Consider the following 25251-nt stretch of genomic DNA (forward strand, 5'->3'; position numbering starts at 1 on the left):
AGCACGTTCGACATGACCGATGACGACAGGACGCTCGACTACCTCAAGCGCCTCACCGCCGAGCTGGGCCAGACCCGGGAGCGGCTGCGGGCCGTCCGGGCGGCGGGCCGGGAGCCGATCGCCGTGGTGTCGATGGCCTGCCGCTTCCCGGGCGGCGTGACGTCCCCCGAGGAGCTGTGGCGCCTCGTCGGCTCGGGCACGGACGGGATCTCCGCGCTCCCCACCGACCGGGGCTGGGACACCGAGGGGCTCTACGACCCCGACCCGGACCGGCCGGGCACCACCTACGCGCGCGAGGGCGGGTTCCTCGCCGACGTCACGTCCTTCGACGCGGGCCTGTTCGGGATCAGCCCGCGCGAGGCCCTGCTGATGGACCCCCAGCAGCGGCTGCTGCTCGAAGTCTCCTGGGAGACCTTCGAGCGCGCCGGGCTCACCCCCGACGCGCTGCGCGGCAGCCGCACCGGGGTGTTCACCGGGATGATGGGCCAGGACTACACGGCACGGCTCCCCGGCACGCTCACGGAGTACGAGGGGCAGCTGGAGACGGGGCGCGCGGCGAGCGTCGCCTCCGGCCGCGTCGCCTACACCTTCGGCCTCGAAGGGCCGGCCGTCACCCTGGACACGGCCTGCTCCTCCTCGCTCGTGGCCCTGCACCTGGCCGTGCAGGCGCTGCGGAACAACGAGTGCGACCTCGCCCTCGCCGGCGGCGTCACGGTGATGTCGAGCCCGGCCACGCTCCTGGAGTTCAGCCGTCAGCGCGTGCTCGCCCCCGACGGCCGGTGCAAGGCGTTCGCCTCGGGAGCCGACGGCACGGGACTCGCCGAGGGCGTCGGCATCCTCCTGGTGGAGCGGCTCTCCGACGCGCGGCGGCACGGCCACCCCGTGCTCGCCGTCGTCACCGGCAGCGCCGTCAACCAGGACGGCGCGTCGAACGGGCTCACCGCGCCGAACGGCCCCTCCCAGCAGCGGGTCATCCGCGCCGCCCTGGCGAACGCCGGACTCACCGGGGCCGACGTCGACGCCGTGGAGGCGCACGGCACGGGCACCAGCCTCGGCGACCCCATCGAGGCACAGGCCCTGCTCGCCACGTACGGACAACAGCGGGACCGGGAGCGGCCGTTGTGGCTGGGGTCGCTGAAGTCGAACATCGGCCACTCCCAGGCCGCCGCGGGCGTCGCGGGCGTCATCAAGACGGTCATGGCGCTGCGGGCGGGCACGCTGCCCCGGACCCTGCACGCCGACGAGCCGAGCCCGCACGTGGACTGGTCCCAGGGCGCTGTCCGGCTCCTGACCGAGGCCAGGCCGTGGACGCGTGACGACCGGCCGCGCCGGGCTGGCGTGTCCTCCTTCGGCATCAGCGGCACCAACGCCCACGTCATCGTCGAGGAGGCCGCGGACGAGCCCGTACCGGACGTGCCGGACGTGCCCGACGTGCCGGACGCCGGGAGCGGCGAGGGCACCGGGAGCACCGCCCCGCCCCCCGTCCCCTGGGTGCTGTCCGCCCGCACCCCCGAGGCGCTGCGCGCCCAGGCGGCCCGGCTGCGCGACCACGTGCGGGACCGCCCCGGCCTGCGCCCCCTCGACGTGGCGTACGCGCTGGCGACCACACGCGCGCCCCTGGCCCACCGCGCCGTCGTGGTGGGCCGCCACGGCGACGAACTGCTGCGCGGCACCGCCGCGCTCGCCGCCGGGGAGCCGGGGCCCGACCTGGTCGAGTCCGTGGCGCGGGACCTCGGCAAGGCCGTCTTCGTCTTCCCCGGCCAGGGCTCGCAGTGGCCGGGCATGGCCGTGGAACTCATGGGCTCCTCCGCCGTCTTCCGCGCGCGGATGCTCGCCTGCGCGACCGCGCTCGGACCGTACGTCGACTGGTCACTGACGGACGTGGTGTCCGGCGCGGCCGACACCGAGGCCACCGACCGCGTCGACGTGGTCCAGCCGGTGCTGTGGGCGGTCCTCGTGTCCCTCGCCGAGCTGTGGCGCTCCCACGGCGTGGAGCCCGCGGCCGTGGTCGGGCACTCGCAGGGCGAGATCGCGGCGGCCTGCGTGGCGGGCGCGCTCTCCCTGGAGGACGGCGCCCGCGTGGTGGCCCTGCGGTCCCGCCTGATCGCCGGGAAGCTGGCCGGTGCGGGCGGCATGGTCTCGGTGGCGGCCCCGGCCGCCGACGTCCGCGCCCGCCTGGAGCGGTGGGGCGACCGCGTCGCCCTCGCCGCCGTCAACGGCCCCTCGTCGGTGGTCGTCTCCGGCGACCCGGCGGCGCTCGACGACCTCATGGCCGACTGCGAGCGCGACGGCGTCCGCACCCGGCGCGTCGCCGTGGACTACGCCTCGCACTCCCCGCAGGTCGAGCTGTTGCGCGACGAGCTGCTCGCCCAGCTCGCGCCGCTGCGCCCGCGCGCGGGGAAGCTCCCCCTGTACTCGACGGTCACCGGCGACGTCCTGGCGGGCGAGGAGCTGACGGCCGACTACTGGTTCCGCAATCTGCGCCGGACGGTACGGCTCTCCGACGCCGTCGAGCGCCTCGCCGCCACCGGGCACGGGGCGTTCGTCGAGTGCAGCCCCCACCCCGTCCTCGCCCTCGGCCTCACCGAGACGCTCGGCGAGCTCGGCGGGGACGCCCTCGTCACGGGCACGCTCCAGCGGGACGACGGCGGCCTCGACCGCTTCCTGCGCTCCCTCGGCGCCGTCCACGCCGGCGGGCGGTCCCCCGACTGGGAGCGCCTCTTCGCGGGCACCGGCGCCCGCCGCGTGGACCTGCCGACGTACGCCTTCGACCGGCACTGCTACTGGCTGGACGCCGCCCCCGCTGCCGCCGACGCCACGGCCGTCGGACTGAGCCCGCTCGACCACCCGTGGTGGGGCGCGGCCACCGAACTGCCCGACTCCGGCGGCACCTTGCTCACCGGGCGCGTGTCCCGCGACACCGGCCCCTGGCTCGGCGACCACGCGGTCGGCGAGGCCGTGCTCCTTCCGGGCACCGCGTTCCTTGAGCTGGCCGTCCGGGCCGCCGAGCAGGTCGGCTGCGACCGCGTGGCGGAACTGACCCTCCAGGCGCCGCTGGTGCTCCCGCCGCGCGGCGGGGTCCAGCTGCGCGCCCTCGTGGGCCCCGCCGACGCGCACGGCGCCCGCGCGCTCACCCTGCACGCCCGGCTCGAGGACACCCCGGACGCGCCGTGGACCACCCACGCGGCGGGCTCCCTCGCCCCCGCCGAACAGGGCGGCGGCCGGGCCCCGGAGACCTGGCCGCCGCCGGGTGCCGCCCCCGTCGCGGTGGAGCGGGCGTACGCGGACCTGGCGGAGCTCTCCCTGCGCTACGGCCCCGCCTTCCAGGGACTGCGGGCCGCCTGGCGCCTCGGCGACGCGCTCTACGCCGAGGTCGCGCTCGCCGACGACACGGAGCCGGAGGGCTTCGCGGTCCACCCCGCGCTGCTCGACGCCGCGCTGCACGCGGTGGCCCTCGACGACGCCGGGGCGCACGCGGACGCGGGCCCGCGCCTGCCGTTCTCCTGGTCCGGCGTCGAAGTCCACGCGGTCGCCGCCACCCGGCTGCGCGTACGGATCACCCGGCTCGGCCCGGACGCCGTCGCCCTGGAGGCGGCCGACGCGACCGGCGCCCCCGTCGTGTCCGTGGAGTCCCTCGCCGTACGGCCCGTACCCCTGGACGCCCTGCGCCCGGCCGGGGGGAAGCCCACGGACGCGCTGTTCGCCGTGGATTGGGCCCGGGCACCCGGCGCCGCCGCCGCGCCGCCCCGGTCGTGGGCGGTCCTCGACGGCCTCGACGCGCTCGCCCCGGCCCTCGCGGCCACCGGCGCCGCCGTGCGCCGCGCGCCGGACCTCGCGGCCGTCGCCGCCGGACCGGGGGACGTCCCGGACGTGGTGCTCGCCCCGCTGCCGCCCTGCTCCGGTGACCTGCCCACGGCCGCCCGGGAGGCCGTCGGCGCGACCCTGACGCTCCTTCAGGAGTGGCTCGGAGACGACCGGTTCGCCACCGCCCGGCTCGTCCTGGTGAGCCGGGGCGCCGTCGCCACGGACGACGGCGGCACGGCGGACCCCGCCCTCGCGGCGGCCTGGGGCCTGGTGCGCTCGGCCCAGGCGGAGCACCCGGACCGGCTCGTCCTCGTCGACTGGGACGGCCGGGAGCCCTCGGCCGCCGCGCTGCCCGCCGCCCTGGGCGCCGACGAGCCGCAACTGGCCCTGCGGGCAGGGGAGACACACGTCCCCCGGCTCCGCAGGGTCCCCCTGGACGCGGCCCCTGCCGCGGCCGAGGCGTCCGGCCGCTTCGACGGCGACGGCACGGTCCTGGTGACCGGCGCGTCCGGCGTGCTCGGCCGGGCCGTGGCGCACCACCTCGTCGCGGCACACGGCGTACGACACCTGCTCCTGGTGAGCCGCCGTGGCGCCGCCGCGCCCGAGGCCGCCGAACTGACCGCGCGGCTCACGGAGTCGGGCGCCTGCGTGCACTGGGCCGCCTGCGACCTCGCCGACCGCGCGGCCCTCGCCGCCGTCCTCGCCGACGTACCGCACGACCGGCCGCTGCGCGGAATCGTCCACGCCGGTGGCGTCCTCGACGACGGCGTCGTGTCGGCCCTGACCGGGCAGCGGCTCGACACCGTGTTCCGGCCCAAGGTCGACGCGGTGGTCCACCTGCACGAACTGACCGAGGGCGCGGACCTCACGGCGTTCGTCGTGTGCTCGTCGGCGGCCGGTACGTTCGGCACCGCGGGCCAGGGCGGCTACGCGGCCGCCAACGCCTTCCTCGACGCGTTCGCCCGCGTCCGGCGGGCCCGCGGCCTTCCCGCGCTGTCCCTGGCCTGGGGCCTGTGGGAGCAGGCCAGCGCCCTGACGGCCCGGATGTCGGACACCGACCGCGACCGGCTGCGCCGCTCCGGCGTCACCGGTCTGACCGCCGCGGACGGCCTCGCCCTGCTCGACGCGGGCCTCACCGGCGGCCTGCCCGTCGTCGTCCCCACCCGCCTCGACCTGTCCGCCGTGCGCGCCCGGGCCGCCCGCGACGGCGTGCCCCCGCTGCTGCGCGCCCTGGTGCGGCCCCCGGCCCGGCGTGCCGCCGCGGGCGCCGCCGACGACTCCGCCCTGACGCGCGACCTCGCCGCGCTCGCGCCGGGGGACCGGGCCGCGAAGGTCCTCGACGTGGTCCGCGCCCAGGTCGCGGCCGTCCTCGGCCACCCGGGGCCGGACGCCGTCGAACCGGGCCTGGCGTTCAAGGACTTGGGCTTCGACTCGCTCACCGCGGTCGAGCTGCGCAACCGCCTCGCCCGGGTGACGGGGCTGCGCCTGCCCGCCACGCTCGTCTTCGACCGGCCGACCCCGCAGGCCCTCGCCGAGCACCTCCTGGACCGCCTCACCGGGCAGGGCGCACCGGCCCGGGCGCCGGTGCGGGGACCGGCCGCGGCCCCCGCCGACGAGCCCATCGCCGTCGTCGGCATGGCCTGCCGGTTCCCGGGCGGCGTCGGCTCGCCCGAGGAGCTGTGGGACCTGGTGGACCGGGGCGGCGACGCCATCTCCGCCTTCCCCACCGACCGGGGCTGGGACCCCGGCTCCGCCGCGCACGCCGCGCAGGGCGGATTCCTGCGCGACGCCGCGGGCTTCGACCCCGGGTTCTTCGGCATCAGCCCGCGCGAGGCGGTGGCGATGGACCCGCAGCAGCGCCTCCTCCTGGAGGTCTCCTGGGAGGCCCTGGAACGCGCGGGGCTCGACCCCACCAGCCTCCGGGGCAGCCGCACCGGCGTGTTCGCGGGCCTGATGTACCACGACTACACGACGCGGCACGCGACCGTGCCGGACGACGCGGGCGGCTACCTCGGCACCGGCGGGTCCGGCAGCGTCGCCACCGGCAGGATCGCGTACACCTTCGGCTTCGAGGGCCCGGCCGTCACGGTGGACACGGCCTGCTCGTCGTCGCTCGTGGCGCTGCACCTGGCCGTGCAGGCGGTGCGCGGCGGCGACTGCGACCGCGCCCTCGCGGGCGGCGTCACCGTGATGTGCACGCCGCACGCCTTCACCGAGTTCAGCAGGCAGGGCGCGCTCGCCGCCGACGCCCGCTGCAAGCCGTTCGCGGCCGCCGCCGACGGCACGGTGTGGGGCGAGGGCGCCGGTGTCCTCCTCGTGGAGCGCCTGTCGGACGCGGTCCGCGCCGGGCGCCGCGTCCTCGCGGTGGTCCGCGGCTCCGCCGTCAACCAGGACGGCGCGAGCAACGGCCTCACCGCCCCGAACGGCCCCTCCCAGGAACGCGTGATCCGCCAGGCCCTGGCCGCCGCCCGGCTCGCGGCGGCCGACGTCGACGCCGTCGAGGCGCACGGCACCGGCACCACCCTCGGCGACCCCATCGAGGCCCAGGCGCTCCTCGCCACCTACGGCCAGGACCGGCCCGCCGACCGGCCCCTGTGGCTGGGCTCGGTCAAGTCGAACCTGGGGCACCCGCAGGCCGCCGCGGGCGTCGCCGGGGTCATCAAGACGGTCATGGCGCTGCGCCGGGGCGTGCTGCCCCGCACCCTGCACGTGGACGCGCCCTCGCCGCACGTCGACTGGGCGTCGGGCGCGGTGGAACTCCTCGCCGAGGCCCGCCCCTGGCCGGAGACGGGCCGCCCGCGCCGGGCCGCGGTCTCCTCGTTCGGCATCAGCGGCACCAACGCGCACGTCGTACTGGAACAGGCGCCCGCCACGGCGGACGGCGACGCCCCGGCGGCTCCCCACGGCCTCGCCGGTCCCGTCCCGCTGACGGTGTCCGCCCGGAGCGAGCCCGCGCTGCGCGCCCAGGCGGCCCGGCTGCGCGAGCGCGTCGCCGCCGACCCGCGGCTCGACCCCCTCGACGTCGCGCACTCCCTCCTGACGGCACGGGCCGCCCTCGCGCACCGGGCCGTGGTCCTGGGCGGCGACCGGGACGCCCTCCTCGCGGGCCTCGCCGCCGTGGCCCAGGGGCGCGAGACGCCGGGCGCCGTGGAGGGGCTCGCCGGTGACCCGGGCAGGACGGTGTTCGTCTTCCCCGGTCAGGGCGCGCAGTGGGCGGGCATGGCCGCCGACCTGTGGGAGACCGCGCCGGTCTTCCGCGAGCGCCTGACCGCGTGCGCCGACGCCCTCGCCCCGTACGTCGACTGGTCCCTGGTGGACGTCGTACGGGGCATCCCGGCCGGTGTCGACCCGGACCGGGTCGACGTCGTCCAGCCCGCGCTGTGGGCGGTCATGGTGTCGCTCGCCGAGCTGTGGCGCTCCTACGGCGTGGAACCCGCCGCCGTGGTGGGCCACTCGCAGGGCGAGATCGCCGCGGCCTGCGTCGCGGGCGGCCTCTCCCTGGCCGACGGGGCGCGCGTGGTCGCCCTGCGCAGCCGCGCCCTGACCGCGATCGCGGGGCGCGGCGGCATGGTCTCCCTCGCGCTGTCCGCCGCCGAGGCCGAGAAGCTGGTCGCCGCCCACGACGGGCGCCTCTCGCTCGCGGCGGTCAACGGCCCCGCGTCGGTGGTGGTCTCGGGCGACACGGCGGCCGTCGACGCGCTCCTCGGCCGCTGCGCGGAGACCGGCGCGTGGGCGCGCCGGATCCCCGTCGACTACGCCTCGCACTCGCCCCACGTCGAAGCGGTGCGCGAGCGGATCGGCCACGACCTGGCGGAGCTGCGCCCGCGCACGGGCGACGTCGCGTTCTTCTCCACGGTGACGGGCGGCTTCCAGGACACCGCCGGGCTCGACGGCGCCTACTGGTACCGCAACCTGCGCGAGCCGGTGCGGTTCGAGCCCGCCGTGCGGGAGCTGTTCGCCCGCGGCTACGGCGCCTTCGTCGAGGCGAGCCCGCACCCCATGCTCACCGTGGGCGTGGCCGAGACCCTCGCCGAGCAGCCCGAGCGGACGGGCGTGGCCGTGGGGTCCCTGCGGCGCGACCAGGGCGGCCTCGACCGCTTCTCGGCCTCCGTCGCCGAGGCGTACACCCGCGGCGTCGCCGTCGACTGGGCGGCCGCGTGGGCGGGCCGCGCGCCGCGCGCCGTGGACCTGCCGACGTACGCCTTCCAGCGGCGCAGGTTCTGGCTGGACACGCCCGCGGGCTCCGGCGACGTCACCGCGGCGGGCCTGGGCAGCGCGGCGCACCCGTTGCTCGGCGCCCGCGTCGAGCTCGCGGGCTCGGCGGAGACCGTCCTCACCGCGCGCTGGTCCCTGGACACGCACCCGTGGCTCGCCGACCACGCCGTGGGCGACACCGTGGTCGTGCCGGGCACCGCCTTCCTCGAACTGGCCGCCCTGGCCGGGGCCGAGGCCGGGTGCCCGCGCATCGGGGAACTCCTCCAGGAGGCGCCGCTGGTCCTCGGCGAACGCGGCGCGACGCGGATCCAGGTCCGCGTCGCGGCCCCCGACGACGACGGCACGCGGGCGCTCGGCGTGTACGCGCGCCGCGAGGACGCGCCCCCGGAGGACCCCTGGACGTGCCACGCCCGCGGCGTGCTCACCGAGGAGGGCCCCGAGGCGCCCCCCGCCCCCGACGGCGTCTGGCCGCCCCCGGGGGCCGAGCCCGTGGACCTCACGGAGTTCTACGACCGGATGGAGGACATCGGCCTGTCGTACGGGCCCGCGTTCCGCGGCCTGCACACCGCCTGGCGCCTGGGCGAGGAGATCCTCGCCGAGGCGGCGCTGCCCGCCGACGACCAGGCGGGGGCGGACCGCTACCGCGCCCATCCGGCGCTGCTCGACGCGGGGTTGCACTCCTGTCTGCTGCGCACCCCGGACACCGGCGGCGCGGCCATGCCGTTCGCCTGGAACGACGTGGACTTCCACGGGCCGTGCGGACCCGCCGTGCGCGTACGCGTCTCGCCCGGCGCGGCCCAGGACGTGTCGGTCCTGGTGACGGACGCCGACGGCACGCCCGCGGTGAGCGTGCGCTCCCTGGCCGCGCGCCCCGTCGCGCCCGAGCAGCTCCGGGCCGCGGGCGGCGCCGGGGACTGCCTCTACCGGCTCGCCCGGGTGCCCGCCCCCGCCACGGCGCCCGCCCTGCCCGGAGCGTGGGCCGTGCTCGGTGACGGGGCCACGGAACTGCCCGCCCCGGCAGGCACGTTCGCCGACCTGGCCGCGTACCGCACGGCCCTCGCCTCCGGCGCACCCGCCCCCGACACGGTCCTCGTACCGCTGGACGCGGCGGCGGACCCGGACGACGACGCCGCCCGGGCGCGGTCCCTGACCTGCCGGACGCTGGAGCTGCTGCAGGGCTGGCTCACCGAGGGCGGGGCGGAGGGGACGGGTCCCGCCGAAGCCGCCGAAGGCCCCGGCGGGCCCCGTCCGGCGGGCCCCGCCCCCTCGGCCCGGCTCGTCCTCGTCACGGGCGGCGCCCCGGCCGCGCCCGACCCCGACGACGAGGGGCTCGTGGACCCCGCCGTCGCGGCCGTCCACGGCCTGGTGCGCTCGGCGCAGGCGGAACACCCCGGCCTGTTCGTGCTCGTCGAGTCGGACGGTCACCCGGAGTCCACCGCCGCCCTCGCCACCGCGCTGGCCACGGACGAGCCCCACCTCGTGCTCCGGGCGGGCCGGATCCTCGTGCCCCGGATCGAGCGCGTCCCCGTCGCGCACGGGGGAGCGGCGCCCTGGGACGCCGACGGCACCGTGCTCGTCACGGGCGCCTCCGGCACCCTGGGCCGCGCGGTCGCCCGGCACCTCGTCACCACGCACGGCGTACGGCACCTGCTGCTGGTGAGCCGCCGCGGCGACGCGGCCGAGGGGGCCGTGCCGCTCGGCGCCGAACTGGCCGGCCACGGCGCGGAGGTGACCTGGGCGGCGTGCGACGTCGCCGACCGGGCGGCGCTCGCCGAGCTGCTCGGCGCGGTGCCCGCCGCACACCCCCTGACCGCCGTCGTGCACGCCGCGGGCGTCCTGGACGACGGGGTGATCCCGGCGCTGACGCCGGACCGCGTCGAGACGGTGTTCCGGCCCAAGGTGGACGCCGCGCTCCACCTCGACGAGCTGACCCGCACGGCCCGGCCCGTGGCGTTCGTCGCGTTCTCCTCCGCCGCCGCCACCCTGGGCGGCGCGGGCCAGGGGAACTACGCGGCGGCCAACGCCTTCCTGGACGCGCTCGTCCTGCGCCGCCGCCGACAGGGCCTGCCCGCCTGGTCGTTGGGCTGGGGCCTGTGGGCCGACACCAGCGCCATGACGGGCGGGCTCGACCGGGCGGGCCGGGCCCGCCTGGCGCGCTCGGGCCTGAGGGAACTGGCCACCGACGAGGGCCTGGCCCTCCTCGACGCGGCCCTGGCGGGCACCGAGCCGCTGCCGCTTCCCCTGCGCCTGGACACGGCCGCGCTGCGGGCGCGCGGCGACGCCCTGCCACCGGTCCTCCGCGGCCTCGTCCGGGTCACGGACCGGCGCGGCGCGACCCGGGCCGCGGGGGCCGCGGCGCTGCGCCGCCGCCTGGCCGAGCTGGCCCCGGCGGAGCGCGACCTGCACCTGATCGACGTGGTCCGGGCCGAGACCGCCACCGTGCTCGGCCACCCGTCACCGGAGGCGGTGGGGCGCGACCGGGCCTTCAAGGACCTCGGGTTCGACTCCCTGACCGCCGTGGAGCTGCGCAACCGGCTCACCGCGGCGACCGGCCTGCGGCTGCCCGCCACGCTGGTCTTCGACCACCCCACGCCCGCCGCGCTCGCCGCGCGCCTGGCCGCCGAACTCGCCCCGCGGGACGGCGCGGACGAGGCCCGGCGCGACACCGAGGCCGCGGTGCGCGCGGCCCTGGCCGCGATCCCGCTGCCCCGGCTGCGGGACGCGGGCCTCCTCGACGCCCTCCTGGAGCTCGCGGGCCGCCCCGCCGGGCAGCAGGAGCCGCCGCGGGAAGCGGAGGAGCCGGGCTCGATCGACGACTTGGACTCGGAGGGGCTCCTCGCCATGGCCCTGGACAACGGAGCGCACGCGAACACGGAGGACCACGATGCCCCCTGGTGACGAGCGGTTCGTCGAGGCGCTGCGGGCCTCGCTCAAGGAGGTCGAGACGCTGCGCGCACGGAACCGGGAACTGACCGCCGCGGCCCGGGAGCCGATCGCCGTCGTGGCGATGGGCTGCCGCTACCCGGGCGGCGTCCGCTCCCCGGAGGACCTGTGGCGCCTGGTGGAGTCCGGCACCGACGCGATGGCGCCCTTCCCCGCGGACCGGGGCTGGGACACCGACGCGCTGTACGACCCCGACCCCGACCGGCCGGGCCGGACGTACGCCCTCGAAGGCGGCTTCGTCGACGGCGCGGGCGACTTCGACGCCGACCTGTTCGGCATCAGCCCGCGCGAGGCCGCCGCCATGGACCCCCAGCAGCGCCTCCTCCTGGAGACCGCGTGGGAGACCTTCGAACGGGCGGGCATCAGCCCCGGCGCGCTGCGCGGCGAGGCCGTCGGGACGTTCGTCGGCTCGGTCCTCATGACCGTCGGCAACGGCGCCCCGGCGACCGAGGGCAGCGAGGGCCACCAGGTCACCGGCGGCGCCGCCAGCGTCCTCTCGGGGCGCCTGGCCTACGCGTTCGGCCTCGAAGGCCCGGCCATGACCGTGGACACCGCCTGCTCGGCCTCGCTCGCGGCGGTCCATCTGGCGGCCCAGTCGCTGCGCCAGCGCGAGTGCGACCTGGCCCTGGCCGGGGGAGCCGCCGTGCTGACGACCCCGGGCATCTTCGTGGAGTTCAGCAGGCAGCGGGGGCTCGCGCCGGACGGTCGGTGCAAGGCGTTCGCGGCGGCGGCGGACGGCACCGGCTGGGGCGAGGGCGTAGGACTCGTCCTGCTGGAGCGGCTGTCGGAGGCGCGGCGCAACGGCCACCCGGTGCTCGCTGTCGTACGGGGCTCCGCCGTGAACCAGGACGGCGCCTCCAACGGCCTGACCGCGCCCAACGGCCCCTCCCAACAGCGCGTGATCCGGGCGGCCCTCGCCAACGCCCGGCTCTCCGCCGACTTCGTGGACGCCGTCGAGGGCCACGGCACCGGCACCACCCTCGGCGACCCCATCGAGGCGCAGTCGCTCATCGCCACCTACGGCCAGGAGCGCGAGGCGGGCCGGCCCCTGTGGCTGGGCTCCGTCAAGTCGAACCTGGGCCACACCCAGGGCGCGGCGGGCATCGCCGGGCTGATCAAGATGGTCATGGCGATGCGGCACGGCGTGCTCCCCAGGACCCTGCACGTGGACGGGCCCACCCCGCACGTCGACTGGTCGGCGGGCACGGTACGGCTGCTCACCGAGAACCGTGACTGGCCGCGGACCGGCCGCCCGCGCCGCGCGGGCGTCTCCTCCTTCGGCATCAGCGGCACCAACGCCCACGTCATCCTGGAACAGGCGGACCAGGACGCCGAAGCGGTACCCGCGCGGGCCGAGGCCCCGGTGCCCGCCGCGGACGACGCGGCCACGGCCCCCGCGGGACCCGTACCGCTGGTGGTCTCCGCCCGGGGCGAACAGGCCCTGCGGGACCAGGCCGAGCGCCTCGCCGCACACGTACGCGCCCGGCCCGAGGTCAGGACCGCGGACCTCGGCCTGTCCCTGGCGACCACCCGCGCCGCCCTCGACCAGCGGGCCGTGGTGTGGGCCGCCGACCGGGAAGAGCTGCTCGCCGCACTCGCGGCCCTGGCCGAGGACCGGCCCGCGCCGGGCCTGGTGCGGGGCACCGCGGCCGACGGCGAGACGGCGTTCCTCTTCTCGGGCCAGGGCAGCCAGCGCCCGGGCATGGGCCGCGAACTGGCTGCCGCCTTCCCGGAGTTCGCCCGCGCGCTCGACGCCGTGACCGAGCATCTGGACCCGCACCTCGAACGGCCGCTGCGGGACGTCCTGTTCGCCGCCGACGGCACACCGCAGGCCGCGCTCCTCGAACGCACCGCGTACACCCAGCCCGCCCTGTTCGCGTACGAAGTGGCGCTGTACCGGCTGCTCACGCACGGAGGGCTCACCCCCGGCCTGCTGCTCGGCCACTCGATCGGGGAGCTGGCCGCCGCGCACGTCTCCGGGGTCCTCTCCCTGGAGGACGCGTGCACGCTCGTCGCCGCGCGCGGCAGGCTGATGGAGGACCTGCCCGGCACGGGCGCGATGGTCGCGGTGCGGGCCACCGAGGCGGAGATCGCGCCGTGGCTCGCGGACCATCCGCACGACGTGGCCCTCGCCGCCGTCAACGGACCGTCGTCGGTGGTCGTGTCCGGCACCGAGAGCGCCGTGCTCGCCCTCGCCGGACACTTCGAGGGCGAGGGCCGCAGGACGCGCAGGCTGCGCGTCAGCCACGCCTTCCACTCGCCCCAGATGGACGCGATGCTCGACGCGTTCGGCCAGGTCGCGCAGAAGCTCACCTTCCACCCGCCGGGCATCCCCGTCGTCTCGGACGTGACCGGCGACATCGCGGGCGCGGACCAGCTGTGCTCGCCCGAGTACTGGGTGCGCCACGCCCGCGCGACCGTGCGCTTCGACGACGGGATGCGCCGGCTCGTGGCGGCGGGCGTCCGCACCTTCGTGGAGGTGGGCCCCGCCGGGACGCTCACCGCCCTGGCCCAGGACTGCCTCGCCGGGGAACCCGCGGCCACCGGCGCCGTGCTGATCCCGACGGCCCGCTCCCGCAGGCCCGAGGCCGACACCGTGCGCACGGCCCTCGCCACGGCCTTCGCGCACGGCGCACGGGTCGACTGGACCCGGTTCCTCGCCGGGGCCCGCGCGGTGGACCTGCCCACCTACCCCTTCCAGCGCCGGAGCTTTCCCTGGACCGGCTCCGGCTCCGGCGCCGCCGCGGACGTGACCGCGGCCGGGCTCGCCGGGCTCGAACACCCCCTGCTCGGCGCCTCCTTGGAGCTCGCCGACGCCCAGGGCCTCGTCCTCACCGGCACGGTGTCCCGGCGCACGGAGCCCTGGCTCGCCGACCACGTCATGCTGGGCTCCGCGCTCGTCCCCGGCACCGCCGTCGTCGAGATGGCCCTGCGCGCCGGAGCCGAGGCGGGCTGCCGCCGCCTGGCCGAACTGACGCAGGAGGCCCCGCTGGTCCTGCCCGAGCGCGGCGCCGTCCGCCTCCAGGTGCGCGTCGGCGCGGAGGGCGAGCAGGGCCGCCGTGCGTTCGGCGTGTACGGGCGGCCCGAGGACGCGGCGCCCGACGAACCCTGGGTGTGCCACGCGCGCGGCGACCTCGCCCCCGACGCCGCCCCCGCGCCGCCGGGCCCCGGGCAGACCTGGCCGCCCGCCGGAGCCGAACCCGTCGCCCTCGACGGCTTCTACGACGGCCTGGCCGACGCGGGCTTCGCGTACGGCCCCGCCTTCCGGGGCCTCGCGCGGGCCTGGCGGAAGGACGACGAGCTGTACGCGGAGGTCGCGCTCCCCGCCGGTACGCGGCCCGCCGCGGGCGGGTACGCACTCCACCCGGCCCAGCTCGACGCCGCACTCCACGCGGCCCTCGTCCGTGACGGCGCGGCGGGACAGAACGGCCGCGTCCGGGTGCCGTTCTCCTGGCGGGAGGTGTCCTTCCACGGCCCGGGCGCACCGACCCTGCGGGCGCGTCTCGCCCCGGCGGGCACGGACGCGGTGAGCCTGTCCCTGTGGGACGAGCGGGGCACCCCGGTGGCGTCGGTCGGCGCGCTGGTGACCCGGACCGTCTCCGCCGGGGAACTGCGCGCGACCCGCACCCACGACACCCTCTTCCACGTCGGCTGGCTCCGGACGCCCGGCGCCACGGCCGAACCGGCCCCGCACTGCGCCGTCCTGGGCGACGACCGGCTCGCCGCCGAGCTCGGCGTGCCCGCGTACGCCGACACCGGGGCGCTCCTTGCCGCGCTCGACTCCGGCGCGCGGGTCCCGGACCTGGTGCTCCTGCCGAGCCACGGCGAGACCCCCGGGCCCGGGGGAGCCTCCGCGGCCGACGGACCGGCGGGCGCCGCCCGCGCCCTCGCCTCGTCGGTGCTCGCCGTGCTCCGCACCTGGGTGACCGACCCCCGGCTCGCGCCCGCCCGCCTCGCCGTCGTGACCCGCGGCGCCGTCGCGGCCACCCCCGACGAGCGGATCACCGACCTGGCCGCCGCCGCGCTCTGGGGCCTGGTGCGCTCCGCGCGGTCGGAGCACCCCGGACGGTTCGCCCTGGCCGACGCGGACGGCACGCCCGCGTCGACCGAGGCGCTGCGCACCGCGCTCGCCGGGGACGAACCCGACGTCGCGCTCCGGTCGGGCCGGACGCTCGTGCCGCGCCTCGCCCGCGGCGTACCGGCGGGCACCCTCGTGCCCCCGGCCGGCGTACCGCGGTGGCGCGTCGACCTCACCGACGGGGGCGCGGCCGACGACCTGGTCCTCGCCCCGAGCCCGGAGGCCGCCGCGCCCCTGGCGCCGGGTCAGGTCCGGGTCGCGGTGCGCGCGGCCGGGCTCAACTTCCGCGACGTCGTCATGGCCCTGGGCATGGTCGCCGACCAGCGGGCCCTGGGCGGCGAGATCGCGGGCGTCGTCAGCGAAGTGGGCCCCGACGTCGAGGGCCTCGCCCCGGGCGACCGGGTGTTCGGGCTCGCCAGTGGCTGTCTCGGCCCGGTGGCGGTCGTCGACCACCGCCTGATCGTCCGGATGCCCCATGGCTGGACGTTCACCGAGGCCGCGTCCGTGCCCGTCGCGTTCCTCACCGCGTACGAGGGCCTGGTGGACCTCGCGGACGTACGGCCGGGGGAGAAGGTGCTCGTGCACGCCGCGGCGGGCGGCGTCGGCATGGCCGCCGTGCAGCTCGCCCGGCACCTCGGCGCCGAGGTGTACGCGACGGCGAGCCCCGCCAAGTGGGACGCCGTGCGCGCCCTCGGCGTCGACGACGCGCACCTCGCCTCCTCCCGCACCGACGCGTTCGAGGCGCGCTTCACCACGGCGAGCGGCGGCGGCGTGGACGTCGTCCTCAACTCCCTGGCGCGCGACCTCCTCGACGCGTCGCTGCGCCTGGTGCGGCCCGGCGGCCGGTTCGTCGAGATGGGCAAGACCGACGTCCGCGACCCCGCCGAGGTCGCCGAGCGCCACGAAGGCGTCGCCTACCGCGCGTTCGACCTGATGGACGCCGGGATCGAGCGGGTCGGCGCGATGCTCGCCGAGATCGTCGGGCTGTTCGGCGACGGCAGCCTGCGCCACCTCCCGGTGACCACCTGGGACGTGCGCGACGCGCCCGCGGCCTTCCGCTTCCTCGCCCAGGCCCGGCACGTGGGCAAGATCGTCCTCACCCTGCCCGCCGCGTGGGACCCCGAGGGCACCGTCCTGGTCACCGGCGCGTCCGGCGCGCTCGGCGGTGCGGTGGCCCGCCACCTGGTCCGCGCCCACGGCGCCCGGCACCTGCTGCTCGCCGGTCGCCGGGGAGCCGACGCGGACGGCATCGCGGACCTCGTGGCCGAACTGACCGGCCCCGCCCCGGCGGGCGCGACGACCGTACGGGCCGTCGCGTGCGACGTGGCCGACCGGGACGCGGTGGCGCGGCTCCTCGCGACGGTGCCGGACGAGCATCCGCTGACGGCCGTGGTGCACGCCGCGGGCGTGGTCGACGACGGCGTCCTGGAGTCCCTCACCCCCGACCGCCTCGGCACGGTGTTCGCGCCCAAGGCCGACGGCGCCTGGCACCTGCACGAGCTCACGCGGGACGCCGACCTGGCCGCGTTCGTCCTCTTCTCGTCCGCGACGGCCGCCGTCGGCGCCCGCGGCCAGGCCAACTACGCCGCGGCCAACGCCTTCCTCGACGCCCTCGCCCGGCACCGCCACGACACCGGCCTGCCGGGGACGTCCCTGGCCTGGGGCCCGTGGGCGGGCGGCGGCATGGCGGCCGCCCTGGGCCGGCGGGACCGGGACCGCATGGGCCGCTCCGGCGTCGGCGAGCTGTCCACCGAGGACGGCCTCGCGCTGCTCGACCTCGCGCTCGCCACCGGCGCGGCGGGCCTCGTCCCGGTACGGCTCGACACCTCGGCCCTGGGCGCCGCCGCCGCGGCCGGGGACCTGCCCGTGGCGCTGCGCGGCCTGGCCCGCGCCCCCGCCGCGCTCCCGGGGGCGGGCGCGGGGGACGCGCTGCGGGAACGCCTCGTGCCGCTCGCGCCCGAGGAGCGGAGCGCGGCCGTCCTCGACCTGGTGCGCGCCCAGATCGCCCTGGTCCTCGGGCATCTGACCCCCGAGAGCGTGGATCCGCAACGCCCCTTCCAGGACCTCGGGTTCGACTCGCTCACCGCGGTGGAGCTGCGCAACCGCCTGGGCGCCGCGACCGGCCTGACCCTGCCGACCACGCTCGTCTTCGACCATCCGACCCCGGCCGCCCTGGGCGACCACATCGGGGCCGAGCTGCTGCCCGGCCTCGGCTCGCGGGCCGACTCCTTCCTGTCCCGGCTCGACGACTGGGCGGCGTCCTTCGACGGCGACGGGCTCGACGACGACGAGCGGGACCGGATCGCGGCCCGCCTGCGCGCCCTGGCCCGGCGCTGGGGCGAGGGGACGCGCGGCAGGGCCGAGGAGTCCGGGCGCACGGCCGTCGCGGCCGGTCTCGACCGGGCGAGCGACGACGAGGTCATCGACTTCATCAGCAAGGAGCTCGGCATCTCCTGACGGCGGACACGGCCCTGGCCGACACCGCGGCGCGTCCCGGGCGCGAGCGGACATCGGCGACGTCTCGACGAGGTGGACTTCAGATGGTGACGGAAGACAAGATCCGGTACTTCCTCAAGCGGGTGACCGCCGATCTGCACGAGACGCGCGAGCGCCTGCGCGACGTCGAGGAGGCCGCGGGGGAGCCGATCGCCGTCGTGGCGATGGGCTGCCGCTACCCGGGCGGCGTCCGCTCCCCGGAGGACCTGTGGGACCTGGTCGCCGAAGGGCGGGACGCGGTCGCGCCCTTCCCCGACGACCGGGGCTGGGACGTCGAGGGGCTCTACGACCCGGATCCGGACCGGTTCGGCACGAGCGTCGCGCGCGAGGGCGGCTTCCTCGACGACGTGGCGTCCTTCGACGCGGGCCTGTTCGGCGTGACCCCGCGCGAGGCCCTGACCCTCGACCCCCAGCAGCGCCTGCTCCTTGAGGTGGCCTGGGAGACCTTCGAGCGCGCGGGCATCACCCCGGCCGCCCTGCGGGGCAGCAGGACCGGCGTCTTCGTCGGCACCAGCAGCCAGGAGTACGCGATGCTGCTCCAGGGCGCCGAGGAGAACTTCGAGGGCTACTCCACGGGGTTCCTCGCCAGCGTCCTCTCGGGGCGCCTGGCCTATACGTTCGGCCTCGAAGGCCCGGCGATCACCGTGGACACCGCGTGCTCCGCCTCGCTGGTGGCCCTGCACCTGGCCGTGCAGTCGCTGCGGCAGCGCGAGTGCGCCACCGCGCTGGTGGGCGGCGCGGCGGTGATGCCGACGCCGAGCATGTTCGTGGAGTTCAGCAGGCAGCGGGGGCTCGCTCCGGACGGTCGGTGCAAGGCGTTCGCGGCGGCGGCGGACGGCACCGGCTGGGGCGAGGGCGTAGGACTCGTCCTCCTGGAGCGGCTGTCGGAGGCGCGGCGCAACGGTCACCCGGTGCTCGCTGTCGTACGGGGCTCCGCCGTGAACCAGGACGGCGCCTCCAACGGCCTGACCGCGCCCAACGGCCCCTCCCAACAGCGCGTCATCCGGGCGGCCCTCGCCAACGCCCGGCTCTCCCTGTCCGACGTGGACGCCGTCGAGGCGCACGGCACCGGCACCGCGCTCGGCGACCCCATCGAGGCCCAGGCCCTCCTCGCCACGTACGGGAAGGAGCGCGAGGCCGGACGGCCCCTGTGGCTGGGGTCGTTGAAGTCGAACATCGGCCACACCCAGGCCGCCGCGGGCGTCGGCGGCGTCATCAAGACGGTGATGGCGCTGCGCCGGGGCGTCCTGCCGCCCACCCTGCACGTCGACGAGCCGACCCCGCACGTCGACTGGTCCCCGGGCACGGTACGCGTCCTGACCGAGGGCCGCGCCTGGCCGCGGACGGGCCGCCCGCGCCGCGCGGGCGTCTCCTCCTTCGGCATCAGCGGCACCAACGCCCACGTCATCCTGGAACAGGCGGACCACGACGGCTTCCCGGCCCCGGCGACGGACCCCGCGGATCCGGTGCCGGCCGACGCCACCGCCGGAGCCGAGGGCCCCCTGCCCTGGCTGGTCAGCGCGCGCAGCGAACGGGGGCTGCGGGAGCAGGCGGCCCTGCTGCGCGACCACGTACGGGAGCGCCCCGAGCTGTCCCCGGCCGACGTCGGCCACGCGCTCCTCGCCTCGCGCACCGCCTTCGACCACCGCGCGATCGTCCTTGCCGACGACCGCGACGGCCACCTCGCCGGGCTCGACGCCGTGGCCGAGGGCAGGAGCGCGCCCGGCGTGGTGGCGGGCGTCGCCCGGGAGCCGGGGAAGCCGGTGTTCGTCTTCCCCGGCCAGGGCGCCCAGTGGGAGGGCATGGCCGCGGACCTGTACCGCGACTCCCCGGTCTTCCGCGACCGGCTGCGCGCGTGCGCCGCCGCCGTCGCCCCCCACGTCGACTTCTCGCTCGTCGACGTCGTGTGCGGGGCCGAGGGCGCCGCCCCGCTCGACCGCGTGGACGTGGTGCAGCCCGCGCTGTGGGCCATGATGATCTCCCTGGCCGAGCTGTGGCGCTCCCACGGCGTCGAGCCGGGCGCCGTGGTGGGCCACTCGCAGGGCGAGATCGCCGCCGCGTGCGTGGCGGGCGCGCTGACCCTTCAGGACGGGGCGAGGATCGTCGCGCTGCGGTCCCGCCTCGTCGCCGAACGCCTCGCGGGCAGCGGGGGCATGGCGTTCCTCGCGCTGCCGCAGGACCGGGCACGCGAGCGGCTCGCCGCGTGGGGCACGCGCCTCGCCGTCGCCGCGGCCAACAGCCCCTCCTCCGTGGTGGTCTCGGGCGACGCCGGGGCCCTCGACGAACTCCTGGCGGCCGCCGAGCAGGAGGGCGTACGGGCGATCCGCGTCGCCGTGGACTACGCGTCGCACTCGGCCCAGGTCGAGACCCTGGAGGCCGAACTCCTCGCCGTGCTCGCCGACATCAGGCCCCGCCCGGCCGCGATCCCGTTCTTCTCGACGGTCACCGGCGGCCTCCTCGGCACCGAGGGGCTCGACGCCGCCTACTGGTACCGGAACCTGCGGCGGACGGTCCGCTTCGACGCGGCCGTGCGCGGCCTCCTCGCGGCGGGCCACCGCACGTACGTGGAGGTCAGTCCGCACCCGGTGCTCGCGGTCTCCGTGCACGAGATCCTCGAGAGCGCCGCCGCCGAAGGCACCGTCCTCACCTCGCTGCGGCGCGGCGAGGGCGACGCCCGGCGCGTGGGCACCTCCCTGGCCGAGGCGCACGTCCAAGGCGTCCGCGTGGACTGGTCGGGCCGCATCGGGACGCGGGCGCGCCTGGTGGACCTGCCGACGCACGCCTTCCAGCGCCGCCGCTACTGGCCGGACGGGGCACAGGCCGCCGTGCGGGGCCGGGAGGGCGACGACAGCGCGGCCGCCGGTTTCCGCCGACGCCTGGCGGAGCTGCCCGACGGCGCCGGGGAACGCCTCGTCCTGGAGACGGTGTGCGAGCACGCCGCCGCCGTGCTCCACCAGGACCCGGCGGACCTCGACCCCACCCGGGCCTTCACCGACCTCGGCTTCGTCTCGATGACGGCCATGGAGCTGCGCAACCGGCTCGCCGCCGCGACCGGCGTCCGCGTCTCCCCGGCGGCCGTCTTCGACCACCCCACGGCCGAGCGGCTCGCCGCCCACCTCCGTACGCTCCTGACGGGCAGTCAAGAAGGCGCCGCCGCACCGGTGACGGCCGGGCCTGTCGCCGACGAGCCGGTCGCGATCGTCGCCATGGGCTGCCGGTTCCCCGGCGACGTGGCGTCGCCGGACCAGCTGTGGGACCTGGTCGCCTCGGGGCGGGACGCGACCTCCTCGTTCCCCGCCCACCGCGGCTGGGACGTCGAGGAGCTGTACGACCCCAGTCCGGGCACGCCGGGACGCACCTACGTCCGCCGGGGCGGCTTCCTGCACGACGCCGACCGGTTCGACCCGCTCCTGTTCGGGATCAGCCCGCGCGAGGCCCTGGCCATGGACCCGCAGCAGCGCCTCCTCCTGGAGGTGGCGTGGGAGACGTTCGAGCGGGCGAAGCTGGCACCCGACGCGGTGCGCGGCAGCCGCACCGGCGTGTTCGTGGGCCTCAGCGGCCAGGACTACCTGCCGCTGCTCACCGCCGACCCCGACGAGAGCGCGGGGCACCTGATGACCGGCACGTCGACGAGCGTCGCGTCGGGGCGGCTCGCCTACACCTTCGGTCTCGAAGGGCCCGCCGTCACCGTGGACACCGCGTGCTCGTCGTCCCTGGTCGCCCTCCATCTGGCGGTGCAGGCCCTGCGGCAGGGCGACTGCACGGCCGCCCTGGTGGCGGGCGTCACGGTCCTGTCCACGCCGGGCGCGTTCGTGGAGTTCAGCGCGCAGGGCGCGCTGGCCCCCGACGGCCGGTGCAAGGCGTTCGCCGCGGCGGCCGACGGCACCGGCTGGGGCGAGGGCGTCGGCGTGCTCCTGGTGGAGCCATTGTCGAAGGCCCGGCGCGAAGGCCACGAGGTCCTCGCCGTGATCCGCGGCTCCGCGATCAACCAGGACGGGGCCAGCAACGGCCTGTCCGCGCCCAACGGCCTCGCCCAGCAGCGCGTGATCCGCCAGGCCCTGGCCCAGGCCGGACTCGAACCCCGGGACGTCGACGCCGTCGAGGCGCACGGGACCGGCACCACCCTCGGCGACCCCATCGAGGCGGAGGCCCTCCTGGCCACGTACGGCCAGGGGCGGCCCGCCCGGTCGCCCCTGTGGCTGGGGTCCCTGAAGTCCAACATCGGGCACACGGCGGGTGCGGCGGGCGTCGGCGGCGTCATCAAGACGGTGCTCGCGCTGCGCCGGGGCGTCCTGCCGCCCACCCTGCACGTGGACGACCCCACCCGGCACGTGGACTGGTCGTCGGGCGCCGTGGAGCTCCTGACGGAGGCCAGGCCGTGGCCGGACACGGGCCGGGCGCGGCGCGCGGGCGTCTCGTCGTTCGGGATCAGCGGCACGAACGCCCACGTGATCCTGGAGCACGCGCCCGCCGAGTCCCTCGCCGCCCCTGAGCCCGCCGAGGCGGCCGCGCTGCCCGCCGTGGCCTGGGTCCTGTCCGGCAAGACAGAGCAGGCCGTGCGCCAACAGGCCGAACGGCTGCGACAGTTCACGGCCGAGCGCCCCGCCCTGGCCCCGGCCGACGTCGCGCGCTCCCTGGCGGGCACCCGGGCCGCCCTGGACCACCGGGCCGTCGTCCTCGGCGAGGACCGCGAGTCGCTCCTGGCGGGCCTCGCGCTGATCGCGGAGAACGGAGAGAGCGGAGAGAACGGGAAGAACGGGGAGAGCGGAGAGAACGGGGAGGACGGGGAGAACGGGGAGAACGCCCCGCACGTCGTCCAGGGGGCGGCCCGCGCCCGCAGCAGGCTCGCGTTCCACTTCTCCGGCGGGGACGCCTGCTCCGGCGGGGACGCCCGCTCCAGCGGGGACGCCCCCTCCGGCGATGCCGCCGCCCCGACCGGCCCCGCCGACCCGGCGTACGCTCGTCTCCCGGTCCACGCCGCCGCCCTGGCGGAGGTCGCCGCCGCGTGCGCCGCGCACCCCGAGGCGCCCGCGCCCGGCGCGTCCCGGGCGCTGGCCCGCTTCGCCGGGGACGTCGCGCTGTTCCGCCTCCTGGAGCACTGGGGCGTCACGCCCGATCACCTCCTCGGCCACGCGGCGGGCGAGGTGGCCGCCGCGCACTGCGCGGGCGCCCTGTCCCTGGCCGACGCGGTGGCCCTGGCCGTCGCCCTCGACCGGGAACCCGGCGGCGCCGATTCCGGCGACGGCGTCCACCGCGTCACCAAGGAGCTGACGTTCCGCCCGCCGGTGATCCCCCTCGTCTCCGGCCGGACCGGCCGCCCGGTCCCGTACGAGGAACTCTCCGCCCCGGAGCACTGGTCCCGCCTCGCCCGGGAGACGGGCACGCCCGACGAGGCGGTGCGGTGGCTCGACTCCCAGGGCGTGCGCGAGCACGTGGAGCCGGACCGCGACGGCGCCACGGTGCGCGCGCTCCTGGCCGCCCTGGCCCGGCTGCACGTCGGCGGCGCGGCCGTGGACTGGGACACGATGCTCACCGATGTCGGCGCGACCCTCGTGGAGCTGCCCACGTACGCCTTCCAGCACGAGCGCTACTGGCCCGAGCCGACCGGCTCGCCGCTCGGCGCCTCCAGGCCCGGGCGCGGCTCCGCACGCGCGGAGCAGGGGCGGGAGTTCCGCGCGCGCCTGACCGCCACGGCCACCGGGGAGGAGCGGCGGGAGCTGCTCGCCGACCTCGTCCGCACCCAGGTCGCGGCCGTGCTCAAGCTGGCCGACGCGGCCGGGGTAGCCGACGACAGGAACCTGCCGGAGCTGGGGTTCGACTCGCTGACCGCGGTGGACCTGCGCAACCGGCTCGGCGCGGCCACCGGGCTCCGGCTGCCGCCCGCCCTGGTCTTCCAGCACCCGACCGTCCCCGACGTGGCCCGGTTCCTGGCGGAGCAGGGGGCGGCGGCGGGCCCCGAGGGCGCGGCCGACGCGGCGCCCGCCGCCGGGGCGCGGTTCACCCTGGGCCCGCTGCTCGCCCGCGCGGGCGAGCTCGGCCGCACCGAGGAGTTCCACGAACTGGTGCGCGGCGTCGCCCGGTTCCGCCCCACCTTCGACGCGCCCGACGAGCGGCTGCGCCCGGCGCGCGTCCGCCTCGCACGCGGCTCCGCGGCCGCGGGACCCGACCTGGTCTGCTTCCCGACGTTCGCCGTCGGCGCGGGCGCGCCGCAGTACGCGCGCCTCGCCGCCGCGGCCGAGGGCGAGCACGACGTATGGGCCCAGCCCGTCCCCGGCTTCGACTGGCGGGAGCCGCTGCCCGCGTCCGTGGACGCCCTGGCGCACCTGCTGGCCGACGGGGTCGGGGCCCGCGCCGACGGCGGCCCGGCGGTGCTGCTCGGGTACTCGGCCGGCGGCTGGATCGCCCACGCCACCGCCGCCGTCCTCGAAGAGCGCGGGGCGGGCCCCGCCGCCGTGGTCCTCCTGGACAGCTACTGGCCCGGCAGCGCGATGATCCCGCGGCTGCACGCCCGGATCGACCGGGCCCGCGCCACCGGCGCGCCGGACGTGCTGTGGACGGAGGACACCGGCGACGACGCCTACCTCACCGCCCTGGCGCACTACGCACAGCTCTTCGAGACGTGGCGCCCGCGCGAGATCGGCGCCCCCACCCTGCTCGTCCGTGCCACGGAACCGGCCTTCGACGCACCGGCCACCGCCGAGACCGTCGCCGGGACCCCCGACGACTGGCGGCCGCGCTGGCACCTGCCGCACACCGCCGTCGACACGGCGGGCACCCACTTCTCGATCATCCGCGAGCACAGCGAGCCCGCCCTGCGCGCGGTGCGGGACTGGCTCGGCGGCCTTCACTGAGGCACGGCACCCGACCACCCTAGGAGCATGATGACGTCCCACGGCACCGGCGGCAGCAAGCCCATCGACGACCTCGACCAGGCCGTCATCGACGGACAGTCGGGGTACTCGAAGCCGTTCCTCAACCTCTACGACCTCACGGTCTACCGGGGCACCGCCCCCCTCCTGTGGCGGTGCCCGCCCGCCGTCTCCCGGAAGCTCTACGACACCGAGGTCGGCGCGCGCCACATGGACATCGGCGTGGGCAGCGGCTATCTGCTGCACCACGCCCGGTTCCCCGTGCCCGACCCCCGGATCACCCTGGTCGACCTCAACCCCAACTCCCTCGCGCACACCGCCAACCGGCTGCGGCGCTACGAGGTCTCCACGGTCCGCGCCAACGTCCTGGAGCCCCTGCCGGTGCCGGAGCGGTCGCACGACTCGGTCGGCATGAGCTATCTGCTGCACTGCGTGCCGGGGAGCCTGCGCGAGAAGGGGATCGCCCTCGCGCACGCCGGGGCCGTCGTCCGGCCCGGTGGTGTCGTCTTCGGCACCACGGTCCTCACCGGCGGCGTCCCGGTGACCCGCTCCGCCCGCCGGGCCCTGCGGACGCTGAACAAGCGGGGCGCCTTCCACAACGAGGACGACCACCTCGACGACCTGCGCGCGCAGCTCGACGAGCACTTCGACCGCTTCGACCTGACCGTACGGGGGTGCGTCGGCATCTTCCGCGCCTGGACGCCCGCCTGACGCCGGTGCGCCGCGACGGCTTCCCGGGGCCGCCCGCGCGGGGCCCCGGGGGAGCGGCCGTGCCGGGACGGCCGTCCGTCCGTGCTTCCCCCGGACCCGGGGGCCACGTACACTCCGAAACTAGCAGCGCTAATT

4 protein-coding genes are annotated in these 25251 nt (G+C 77.6%); all 4 read left to right on the plus strand.

All coding sequences use genetic code 11. The features are described 5' to 3' along the window. The first annotated feature begins 12 nt into the window (after positions 1–12). The 4 genes from MQV74_RS33955 to MQV74_RS33980 all read left to right on the plus strand — a co-directional run bounded on the left by MQV74_RS33955 (position 13) and on the right by MQV74_RS33980 (position 25116). Complete coding sequence (locus MQV74_RS33955; RefSeq protein WP_242726648.1) at positions 13–10917, plus strand: type I polyketide synthase; 10905 nt, start codon at positions 13–15, stop codon at positions 10915–10917. A 19-nt stretch (positions 10918–10936) separates the two neighbouring features. Then, positions 10937–17497: a type I polyketide synthase gene (locus MQV74_RS33960; protein ID WP_374120809.1), complete on the plus strand. Its 6561-nt coding sequence runs from the start codon at positions 10937–10939 to the stop codon at positions 17495–17497. 83 nt (positions 17498–17580) lie between these two features. Continuing rightward, the gene (locus tag MQV74_RS33970; protein WP_278194274.1) at positions 17581–24387 is read left to right on the plus strand and encodes a type I polyketide synthase; all 6807 of its coding nucleotides are present in this window, start codon (positions 17581–17583) and stop codon (positions 24385–24387) included. A 27-nt stretch (positions 24388–24414) separates the two neighbouring features. Then, positions 24415–25116, plus strand: a complete 702-nt coding sequence (locus tag MQV74_RS33980; protein ID WP_138962972.1) for a class I SAM-dependent methyltransferase — start codon at positions 24415–24417, stop codon at positions 25114–25116. The last annotated feature ends 135 nt before the right edge of the window (positions 25117–25251 follow it).

Source organism: Streptomyces sp. AN091965, from assembly GCF_022698285.1.
Lineage (GTDB): Bacteria > Actinomycetota > Actinomycetes > Streptomycetales > Streptomycetaceae > Streptomyces.